Here is a 10,546-nt window from a genome sequence, read left to right as displayed (position 1 = left end):
TTTCGTCAGTTGATTCTCGCTGCAGGTGCTCGACTCCTGCGGGAAACGCTGGACAGCACGAAATGCGAAGGCGACTCGTTCAGCCCCGACAAGCATAAGTTGAACGGACGAAGAAGGCGTTCTTTTGCCTTCTTGGGCCATTTAGCTTATGACCTCGAGGGGCTAGCCGCCGTAGCTGGACAGGTGAGACCCCGCAGGCGCAGCCGAGGAGGCTCACCGCCAGCCCCGCGGAAAGCGAGCACCTGTAGCGGAAATCAACCGCCACTCGCTACATCCAAAAGCAACAATGTTTACGAAAACAGCCTTTAATAAACAAATGTACATAATATGGATGAATACCGGGAAAGATAGTAGAGGAGGTGAATCAAATGAGCAATAGAAAAAAGGATGCATCAAAAGCGGCTCTGGGTTCTTCTCAAGTAGAAGGACAGGGAACGACCAGTAAGGAAATGCCGGGTGGAGTGAAAGTATCTTCTTCAAGGTCTAAACAGAAAAAATGAAGCATTTTCTCTTCTGAACATTTACATAATGATCTAACTTCAGCGTGGATATATTAAAATGGTGTCAAGTATGGTATAATGGAAATAATCGATGCATGTAATCCGATTAATTAACTATTATTGACCACATATTATCTGCAGCATAAATTACCACAATCATATTTTCCTGTTAGAAAGCTTAGCAAGAAAATCCTACTTACCTTAAAGGAGGACGTTCAATGGCTTTTGGTCGTAGAAATCAAGTTGAGGAAGAAATCAAAACAGAGGAAACAAAGATTTGGGCTTGTTCCGCTGAAGATTGTAAGGGCTGGATGAGAGATAATTTTAAAAGTGAAGATACACCTAAGTGTCCGCTTTGTAAAGAAGATATGGTGACTTCCACAAAAGTGTTGCAAGTGGTGGATAATCCCCATCCCACAATGAAATCATCATGATTAATCCTAAAGAACCAATCAATCGATTGGTTCTTTTTACATCTTTGTTGCATATATGATTACCGTTGCATCAAATAAATACTTTAAATTTATTAAACTCTTTTTTTACATTTGAATAGTATGTAATGTATTTATGTATTAAAGGAGGGAGCACCATGTCCAAGAAAGAGAAAGAAGTGAAAAGTCCATCCGTTGAAAATGACCGTAAAGAAACTGTGTGGGACGGCTTTTGGAAGCTGTCTAAACCTGTTGAAACAAATAAGGAAGAAAAAACAGTCAAGTGGTTCTAATATGATGAAGACTGTACATGTGAATGAATATCATATGTACAGTTTTTTTATGTTTAATCCCATCTTAATGAGGTAAAGGAAAACTATCCCATTATCCACTTTAAGGAGGAAGTATCCATTGAAATTAACGAATGTTCGATTGTATGACGGTTTGGTGTATAAAGATCCCACTAAAAAATACAGTGTAACGATTGAAGAGGGTCGAATAGGTGAAGTCATTGAAGGAGAACTACCAAGTAAAACGGAAGACGTAGTCGATGGGATGGAAAGGGTTTTGTCCCCTGCATTTCATGATTCACATATGCATTTTTTACGGTATGGATTAATGAAGAGAGAATTGGATCTCAGGCATGTAGAAAGCTGGGAAGAAATGAAAAATGAAGTGCACGAATATTACCCAAAAATGGAAGAAGGGGACTGGGTTGTTGGAAGGGGTCATGATGATAGCAACTTTAAAGATCGACAAGACCTGCTGACAGGAAAGGACCTGGATGAACTGCATTTACATACGTACATGTTTTTTCTTCATCAAGACGGTCATGAGTGCGTCGTGAATCATAAAGTGCTGGATTTACTAAAGGAAGAAGATGAATTTAAGGACATTCCTGATGCTTTCAAAGAAACAGACGATCATGGGGAATGGACAGGGCGGTTTAAAGACAGTGCCGTTCATTACATCAAGCATCATTTCCGTGGCCGAAGTTCTGATGATGCCAAGGAGGCAATTAAACAGGGGATCCCCCACATGCTTAAACACGGAATCACAACCATACACACGGATGACTTGAATTTCATCGGGTCCTATGACCGGCTATGGACAGCCTATAGCGGGTTGGAGAAAGAGGGAGAGTTGCCAATAAGAGTTTATTTGCATCATTACATCTTTAAGAAAGAACATCTGCAGGATTTTCTTGAACGTCATCCTCACCGCACGGGTGAAGGGAGTGATCATGTTAAGGTAGGCGCAGTGAAAATCTTCCTGGATGGGACTCAGCGCCTTCATACTTCTGCCATGAGGATTCCATATAAGGACCAGCCTGATACAACCGGTAATTTGATTTATTCTCAAGAAGAGTTAAATGAACTGATCAGGCTGGCAAGCGAAAATCGAATGCAGGTGGCCATGCATGCCATCGGTGATAAAGCCGTAGAACAGGCCATTACGGCATTGGAACAGGATGAAGCCCGGACCAATACCTATCACCACAGAATTATTCATGCCCAGACATTAGGTGAGGACTTGCTGTACCGTCTGGGAAAAATTAAACCCACTATTGAAACCCAGCCTTCTTTCTTAATGGGAGAATGGGATCAAAAGGAGAAATGGGTCGGTGAAGATTTGGCTCCCTATTGCGATGCGTTCAAAAGCATCATCAATCATGATATCCCTTACACATTAAGCTCTGACTTGCCTATCGGCTCAATTGATCCGTTCGAAGGTATGTTTGCAGCCGTCAACAGGACCGATCTCTCCGGTAGACCTGAAGGAGGATGGCAGCCTCAGGAGAAGCTGACGGTAAATGAGGCATATCGCGGATACACGTCCATGCCTACCCTTATTGAATTAAATGAACCTCATAATTCAGGATCTATCTCCGCGGGGGAACGCGCCGACTTCATCTTGCTGGATCGACATCCTTTGGAAGTTGCAAGTGATGATCTGAACAACATCAGGGTGGTGGAAACCTGGCATGATGGTAAGAAGGTGTATTCCGTATAAGCAAATGTCAAAGCCTCACTGGTTTCAGGGGGCTTTTTTTCTGGAAACTTATCGACTTCCTATTGGCACGTCCACTTATCTTTAATAAAATATAGGGATAAGAATGTTATTTATGGAGGGAAGCTCGTGATTGCAGAAGCAAAACAGGTATTAAAGCAGTACTTTGGTTATGATGAATTTAGGAACGGTCAGGAACGTATTATTCAATACATAATAGACGGGAAAAACACGGTCGGTATCATGCCGACGGGTGGGGGGAAGTCTCTATGTTATCAAATCCCGGCACTGATGCTTGATGGTGTAACCCTAGTGATCTCCCCTCTCATATCCCTGATGAAAGACCAGGTTGATTCATTAATACACCAAGGGATTCCGGCTACCTATATTAATAGCACGTTATCAACCAGTGAAGTAGAGAATAGAATGGAAGAGATTTCTTTAGGGGAATACAAGCTCGTTTATATCGCTCCTGAGAGATTAGAATCATATGGATTCGTCCGTTTTCTCAATACATTGCCCATCCCCCTTGTGGCTGTAGATGAAGCACACTGTTTATCTCAATGGGGCCATGATTTTAGACCAAGCTACTTAGGCATCTACAAGGCAGTGAGCCAGCTTCATTCAACCCCCACAATCCTTGCACTCACAGCAACCGCTACTCCTCAAGTTCAGGAGGATATCCTTCATCACCTACATATTCCGGATCAATATAAAGTGTTAACTGGATTTCAGAGGACGAACTTGTTCTTTCAGGTAGTGAAGGGGGAAGACCGAAAGCGATGGGTGGAAAGGTATGTAAAGAAGAATCATCAGCATTCCGGCATCATTTACTGTGCTACACGCAAGGAAGTTGAAAATCTTTTTATGCATCTTGAGAAAAAGGGTTTCTCTGTCGGGAAATATCATGGAGGCCTGTCTGATGCAGTAAGGCAGGAACAACAGGAAGCCTTCCTGAATGATTCTAACACGATCATGATTGCTACTAATGCATTCGGGATGGGGATCAATAAATCGAACGTTCGCTTTTGTATTCACTATCAAATCCCTAAGAATATGGAGGGATATTATCAGGAAGCGGGCAGGGCTGGCCGTGATGGAGTAGACAGTGAATGTATCTTATTATTTTCACCTCAGGATATTCAAACTCAGAGGTACATCATCGACCAGAACATTGTAAATCAGGAGCAGCATGATAATGAGATGCAGAAACTGCGGGATATGATTGACTTTGTCCATACAGAAGCGTGTCTGCAAAACTATATTTTAGCGTATTTCGGAGAACAGATAGACGAAGCATGCGGCCATTGCAGCAACTGTCTGGATGATAGGGAATCTGAGGATGTAACGAGAGAGGCACAAATGGTTTTATCGTGCATGATGCGGATGAATGAAAGGTTCGGTACCTCACTCATCAGCGGAGTACTCACGGGTTCTAAGAATAAAAAGATCCTGGATTGGGGGTTCGACCGGTTATCCACATATGGATTGATGAAAGAACAATCCCAGAAGGAAGTCGGCCTGTTCATCGATTATCTGATTTCAGAGGGTGTCATTCAAGTAGAAGGGGGGAGCTTTCCTATCCTCAGGGTTTCCTCTAGAGGCAAAGAGGTATTGATGGGGGAAAGAAGCGTTACGAGAAAGGTACAGCCTACAGTTACAGCCATCATTACCAGAGAAGATGAATTGTTCCAGACGTTGCGGACACTCCGTAAATCGATTGCGGATTCAGAAGAAGTGCCACCTTTCGTCATTTTCTCTGATAAGTCGCTTCAGGACATGTGTGTGAAGAAACCGAGAACATCAGAGGAATTCATGCATGTCAGCGGGGTCGGTGAAAACAAGCTGAATCGGTATGGGGAAATTTTCTTAAAAGAAATCTCCGCTTTTTTACGTGAGAATCCTGAACATGAAGTCGAGGTTGTCAAGCCTTCACGACCACGGAAGACGAGTCAGTCCGATACAGCGTCCCATTTAATCAGTTATGAGTTGTTTAACAATAACATGAACTTAAAAGCCATTGCGAAAGAGCGTGGGATGACGACGGCAACGATAGAAAATCACATCATCCGTTCTTATCAAGAAGGCATTACGGACGACTGGACCATTCTTTTTACAGAAGAAGAAGAAGCTCTGATTGAAGAGGCGGTCTCGAAAGCAGGGACGGACCTCCTGAAACCCATTAAAGAAGAATTGCCTAAACATATAAGCTATTTCCAAATTAAAGGATACTTGGTTAAACACGGACAGCATCAGTAAGAAAATGAAAAAAAGCAGGCGCCCTTCAGGCAGCCTGCTTTTTCTTGTCAGTATTAAGCTTTCATTGCAGCTTTCATTTCCAGGAATTCATCATATGTCGTTTCTTTATCGATGACACCTTCTTCTGTGATCTCGATAATACGATTGGCGATCGTTTGAATGAACTGATGGTCATGGGATGCGAAGATCATAGCACCCTTGAAATTGATCAACCCATTATTCAATGCGGTGATGGATTCCAAATCCAAGTGGTTCGTCGGTTCATCCAATAGTAGAACATTTGATCCGCTCAACATCATCTTGGATAACATACAGCGGACTTTTTCCCCACCGGATAGAACACTCGGCTTCTTCAATACTTCTTCCCCTGAGAAGAGCATGCGGCCTAAGAATCCGCGAAGGAATGTTTCACTCTCATCTTCCGGTGAGTATTGACGTAACCAATCGACAAGGGAAGGTTCACTACCTTCAAAGTACTTGGAGTTGTCATTTGGGAAGTAAGCTTGTGAAGTTGTTACACCCCATTTGAACGTGCCGCTGTCCGGTTCCATTTCTCCGGCAAGGATTTTGAAAAGGGTGGATTTGGCGATTTCATTAGTGCCGACCAGGGCAATTTTGTCTTCTTTATTCATGATGAAAGAAACATTGTTTAAGACCTTTACACCGTCAACCGTTTTTGTGAGACCTTCCACACGAAGAACATCGTTTCCGATTTCACGTTCCGGCTTGAATTGTACGTATGGATAACGACGGGAGCTTGGCTTGATGTCATCCAATGATATTTTTTCCAAGGATTTCTTCCGGGAAGTGGCTTGTTTGGATTTAGATGCGTTTGCACTAAATCTGGCAACGAAAGCCTGAAGCTCCTTGATTTTTTCTTCTTTTTTCTTATTTTGGTCCTGAGCCATTTTCAGTGCTAATTGGCTTGACTCATACCAGAAATCGTAGTTCCCTACATATACTTGAATTTTTCCGAAATCAAGGTCGGCAATATGTGTACATACCTTGTTTAAGAAATGACGGTCATGGGATACGACGATGACCGTGTTCTCAAAGTTGATTAAGAAGTCTTCAAGCCATTGAATTGCTTGGATGTCCAAGTGGTTGGTAGGCTCATCCAGTAACAGGACATCGGGTTTTCCGAATAGTGCCTGTGCTAATAATACTTTTACTTTTTCTCCACCGGTCAGTTCGGACATTTGTTTCGAGTGAAGATCTTCATTGATCCCCAAGCCTTTTAATAGGATGGCAGCTTCGGATTCAGCTTCCCAACCGTTCAGCTCGGCGAATTCACCTTCTAATTCTGCCGCTCTCATGCCGTCTTCGTCAGAAAAATCTTCTTTCATGTAGATGGCATCTTTGTCCTGCATGACTTCATATAAACGGGTATGCCCCATGATGACGACTTTTAGCACTTCATATTCTTCATATTCAAAGTGATCCTGCTTTAAGACAGCAAGGCGCTCACCTGATCCCATCGATACATGGCCGGTCTGCGCTTCGATTTCTCCTGAAAGAATCTTTAAGAATGTTGATTTACCAGCACCGTTTGCTCCGATAAGACCGTAGCAATTCCCTGGATTAAACTTTATATTCACGTCTTCGAATAATTTTCTATCACCGAAACGTAAGCTTACATCTGAAACCTGAATCATATATGATATACCTCCTAATACTCAATCTAAAAGATTATAACACGCGAGTAAGCTAAAAAGATAGAGTGTTGGCAGGAACAGTGATAAATTTACGGGGTGTTTACATTAGGGAGAGGGTCTTACCATGGAGGCTCATCAGGTGTGAAAAGAAGGATGGGTAATGGAAATTATATATAGAAGCAAAGGGAGATAGCTTCGTATGGGAGTGATTTTTGGCTCATTCGAGGGAAACGGATGTTTCCCTCGCCTTTCAGCAAAGCTGAAAGGGCCCCAAGTGGAACAGAGACCCGGGCACAAATGCATTTGTGCCCGGGTCTCTGTTCCACTTGGGGAAATGAGCCAAAAATCCATGCTCGTTGATAGCAGATTCTCTCCATTTTTATTTGTGTGCTATGATAACGTTATAAACAAACAGACAGGTGATGAGGTATGATAAGGATTGTGAAGCGGGTGAGGTTTCTTTTTAATGTTCGGAGGTCGGTTCCTTTTTTGGTGGATTTTTTTCGGTCCCGGGATGTTTCGCCTGTGAAGAAGGGTTTATCGGTGGGGGTGGTCGCCTTTTATTTTTGGCTGCCTCTGGATCTGATTCCGGATGTTTTTGTCTTATTGGGAATAGTTGATGATCTGGCAGTGTTTACCTTCATCCTTCAGATGATTGTGAAGATGGCTCCAGAGGAGTTACAAAGGAGATATGAGTTAACAACGAAATGAGGAAAAGAGAATACGGTTCTATTAATATGATATAGAAAACCGGGAGCAGCCGAAAAATGGGCAGCTGTTCCCGGTTTTTTCTTTTGATTTTTTTTCGTATATGCACTACACTGTAATTACTATAATTCCAATAAGAAAGGTATGAATTAGAATGGGTTCAGGTAGAATAAATTCAATACCAAGACCATTAGTTCAACTCAATCAAGGATTTATCGTTTCAACTGTTGCCATTTCATGGGTGATTCAAATAGAGTATTTCTTATTGCTTCCATTCATAGTGGGGATATCGGCATTACTATTCAATTACAATCCAGTCATCAAGACCGGGAAGTTGTTCTTAAAGAAAGAACCTTCCGCTTACCACCAGGAAGATGCCGATCAACAGCAGTTTAATAATATCATTGCGGTGAGTTGCTTAGGAGCTGCCATCTTAAGTTCCACGGCAGGATGGAGCACAGCTTACTATATCTTTTCGGGAATGGTCTTCATGGCCGCATCCGTTGCTCTTGCAGGTTTTTGCATTGGCTGTTTCATCCGTTTTCAATGGAAAAGGTTCCAATACAAGCGATCTTTACAGTAACCTATTGACAAATAGATGGAATACAACGTAAACTAAACATGAATGAAATAGTGTATACAAAGGGAGTATGTTATATGTTAGGTGTCGTTCTTAACTAACCGTGAAATGAATACGGACATTTTGCAGGCAATGGCTTAGAAAATGGGCTATTGATGAAGCTTATTTAACTGTGCCTTCAAAATGTAGTTAAGAACAATGGTCATAGCATACTCAACCTTTTATCAGGAGAGCTGTGTCTTTGTGCACAGCTCTTTTTGTGCGCAATTTCGCAAGTCACCTCGTTTTTTCAACCGTTTGGAGTTGAAGGATATACGTGCTTGCAAATCGGCGATCATTAAATGATAGGGTGGATTGTATACGAGTGAAGGAAGACCACAATGGACATTGTTCGTTGTGGTCTATTTTTGTTTATATGGAGGAAAATAAAATGAATGAAAAGACGTTTCAAACACTGGAATTCAACTCAGTGAAAGAAAATTTGATGGGGTTTGCCCTTACAGAAGAAGGGAAAAAGAAATTGATGAACTTACGGCCGTCGACCAATATCCGCCAGGTTGACATGCTGCTGGATGAGGTGACGGAAGCCGTACACATACTCGAGAAAAGTGCCAGTGTACCGATCCATGCATTAGATGGTGTAGAGAACATAATGGCAAGCCTGAACAAAGGAGTACCGCTTAGACCCGATCAGCTCATGGGGTTGTATTATTTTCTGGATGCATGTAAAAAGCTTAAGAAATACATGGATGACAAACAATGGCTGGCACCGAGGGTTTCATCATACGTTTATTCCATTGAAGACATTCCAGATCTTGGAGAGGAAATCAATCGATGCATCCGAAATGGCAGAGTGGACGATTATGCAAGTAAAGAATTACTGAGGATTCGAAAGCAATTGGGGATTCAAGAAGATCGATTGAAGGATAAAATACAATCGATCGTAAAATCGGCAAAATATAAATCCTTCCTTCAAGAATCGATCGTGAGTCAGCGAAACGGCAGATATGTCATCCCGATCAAGAAAGAATTCAGGGGGAAGTTGAAAGGGACGGTCTTGGATTCTTCAGCTTCCGGTTCAACCCTTTATATTGAACCGGAAGAATTAAGTACACAACAGGACCAGCTTCTCACTATTAAATTCGAAGAAGATCGTGAAGTTGAAAATATTCTATGGACATTGACGGGAATGGTTCAAACATTCGAACCGCAATTAAAACTCGCGATTGAAACGATGGTCCATTACGATGTATTGTTTGCCAAAGCGAAATATAGCCGTTCTTATGATGGAGTGAAGGCAATCCTGAATGAAGACCAACGAATACACTTGATAAATGCCGTACATCCTCTATTGGGGAAACAGGCTGTCCCCCTTTCCATCAAGATGGGGGAAGGCTTTCATGCATTGGTCATCACTGGACCCAATACGGGAGGGAAAACCGTCACCATCAAAACGGTAGGTCTGCTAACCCTCATGACCCAGTGCGGTCTTCACATTCCGGCAGGGGAAGGGAGTGAAATCAGCTTGTACCAGCAAATCCTCCTGGATATCGGGGATGGGCAAAGTCTGCAGCAGAACTTAAGTACATTCAGCTCACATATCAAAAATGTAATCGGCATTTTATCGGATACCAACGACCGTTCCCTCGTTCTGTTGGATGAGCTCGGCTCCGGTACTGATCCTTTAGAAGGAATGGGTCTCGCCACAGCCATTTTGAATCAATTGTATGAAAAGGGGGCTACAATTCTTGCCACTACCCACTATAGTGAGATCAAATATTTCGCAGAAGAACATGAGGGCTTTATGAATGGCAGTATGGAGTTTAACATCGATACTTTGCAGCCGACGTATAAGCTTGTCGTCGGTCAAGGGGGAGAAAGTCAGGCATTCTCTATTGCTTTGAAGTTGGGGATGCATCCGGAGATCATTGAGAAAGCCCATGAAATCACCTATAAGGAGAGTAGAGAATACAGTTTGAATGATGTTGACTTTCATCTGAGAAAGGAAATGGATAAGCAGGTCATCGTAAATAAACACAGTACAAGGGTGAAAAGGAAGACCAAGAAAGAAAACCACGGAATCACGCTTTTTTCTAAAGGTGATAATGTCAAGATTTCACCCGATGGAGAGTTCGGAATTGTATTCGAGGGTCCTGATGATAAAGGGAATTACACGGTGCAGGTGAAAGGGATGAAAATAATCGTGAATCATAAACGACTCCGGCTCTATGTGCCTGCCAAGGAGTTATATCCTGAGAATTATGACTTCGATATCATCTTTAACAGCAAGGAAAATCGGAAAAAAGATAAACTCATGGGTAAAAGATTTATAGACGGATTGACCATCAACCATGAAGAATAAAAAAAACGCACCCAGGTGCGTTTTTTTTTATTCGCTCCATG

The 10,546-nt window shown here is 42.3% G+C and carries 9 protein-coding genes; 8 read left to right on the top strand and 1 reads right to left on the bottom strand.

Translation table 11 applies throughout. From position 1 onward, the window contains the following. The first annotated feature begins 368 nt into the window (after nucleotides 1-368). The 5 genes from SLH55_RS13495 (at nucleotide 369) to recQ (ending at nucleotide 5,200) form a co-directional block, all read left to right on the top strand. On the top strand, nucleotides 369-500 hold the full coding sequence (locus tag SLH55_RS13495) for a YuzL family protein (RefSeq protein WP_219169797.1): 132 nt from the start codon (nucleotides 369-371) through the stop codon (nucleotides 498-500). 218 nt (nucleotides 501-718) lie between these two features. Then, nucleotides 719-934, top strand: coding sequence for a cold-inducible protein YdjO-related protein (locus tag SLH55_RS13490; RefSeq protein WP_034758928.1), 216 nt, complete (start codon nucleotides 719-721; stop codon nucleotides 932-934). A 155-nt stretch (nucleotides 935-1,089) separates the two neighbouring features. Then, on the top strand, nucleotides 1,090-1,224 hold the full coding sequence (locus SLH55_RS13485; RefSeq protein ID WP_320323641.1) for a hypothetical protein: 135 nt from the start codon (nucleotides 1,090-1,092) through the stop codon (nucleotides 1,222-1,224). A gap of 118 nt (nucleotides 1,225-1,342) precedes the next feature. Further along, nucleotides 1,343-2,944, top strand: coding sequence for an amidohydrolase (locus tag SLH55_RS13480; protein WP_320323640.1), 1,602 nt, complete (start codon nucleotides 1,343-1,345; stop codon nucleotides 2,942-2,944). Between the two features lie 126 nt (nucleotides 2,945-3,070). Then, nucleotides 3,071-5,200: a DNA helicase RecQ gene (recQ, locus tag SLH55_RS13475; RefSeq protein ID WP_219169799.1), complete on the top strand. Its 2,130-nt coding sequence runs from the start codon at nucleotides 3,071-3,073 to the stop codon at nucleotides 5,198-5,200. Nucleotides 5,201-5,253: 53 nt separating this feature from the next. Here the strand turns inward: recQ and abc-f are convergent, their stop codons facing one another. Next, the gene (abc-f, locus tag SLH55_RS13470) at nucleotides 5,254-6,855 is read right to left on the bottom strand and encodes a ribosomal protection-like ABC-F family protein (RefSeq protein ID WP_320323639.1); all 1,602 of its coding nucleotides are present in this window, start codon (nucleotides 6,853-6,855) and stop codon (nucleotides 5,254-5,256) included. Between the two features lie 525 nt (nucleotides 6,856-7,380). Between abc-f and SLH55_RS13465 the strand changes: the two genes are divergently transcribed. From SLH55_RS13465 to SLH55_RS13455, 3 genes are all read left to right on the top strand, one after another. Further along, on the top strand, nucleotides 7,381-7,566 hold the full coding sequence (locus SLH55_RS13465) for a YkvA family protein (protein WP_308807582.1): 186 nt from the start codon (nucleotides 7,381-7,383) through the stop codon (nucleotides 7,564-7,566). 151 nt (nucleotides 7,567-7,717) lie between these two features. Continuing rightward, the gene (locus SLH55_RS13460; RefSeq protein ID WP_219169805.1) at nucleotides 7,718-8,146 is read left to right on the top strand and encodes a DUF4395 domain-containing protein; all 429 of its coding nucleotides are present in this window, start codon (nucleotides 7,718-7,720) and stop codon (nucleotides 8,144-8,146) included. A gap of 427 nt (nucleotides 8,147-8,573) precedes the next feature. Continuing rightward, nucleotides 8,574-10,505, top strand: a complete 1,932-nt coding sequence (locus SLH55_RS13455) for an endonuclease MutS2 (RefSeq protein ID WP_320323638.1) — start codon at nucleotides 8,574-8,576, stop codon at nucleotides 10,503-10,505. Nucleotides 10,506-10,546 lie beyond the last annotated feature (41 nt).

This window comes from Rossellomorea sp. YZS02 (assembly GCF_033963925.1).
GTDB lineage: Bacteria > Bacillota > Bacilli > Bacillales > Bacillaceae_B > Rossellomorea.
This window is presented reverse-complemented; position numbering and strand designations above follow the sequence as displayed.

Excerpts from the sequence above, each read along its gene's own strand:
- SLH55_RS13495 (WP_219169797.1), top strand. The coding sequence starts at position 369 with ATGAGCAATAGAAAAAAGGATGCATCAAAAGCGGCTCTGGGTTCTTCT.
- SLH55_RS13490 (WP_034758928.1), top strand. The coding sequence starts at position 719 with ATGGCTTTTGGTCGTAGAAATCAAGTTGAGGAAGAAATCAAAACAGAG.
- SLH55_RS13485 (WP_320323641.1), top strand. The coding sequence starts at position 1,090 with ATGTCCAAGAAAGAGAAAGAAGTGAAAAGTCCATCCGTTGAAAATGAC.
- abc-f (WP_320323639.1), bottom strand. The coding sequence starts at position 6,855 with ATGATTCAGGTTTCAGATGTAAGCTTACGTTTCGGTGATAGAAAATTA.
- SLH55_RS13460 (WP_219169805.1), top strand. The coding sequence starts at position 7,718 with ATGGGTTCAGGTAGAATAAATTCAATACCAAGACCATTAGTTCAACTC.
- SLH55_RS13455 (WP_320323638.1), top strand. The coding sequence starts at position 8,574 with ATGAATGAAAAGACGTTTCAAACACTGGAATTCAACTCAGTGAAAGAA.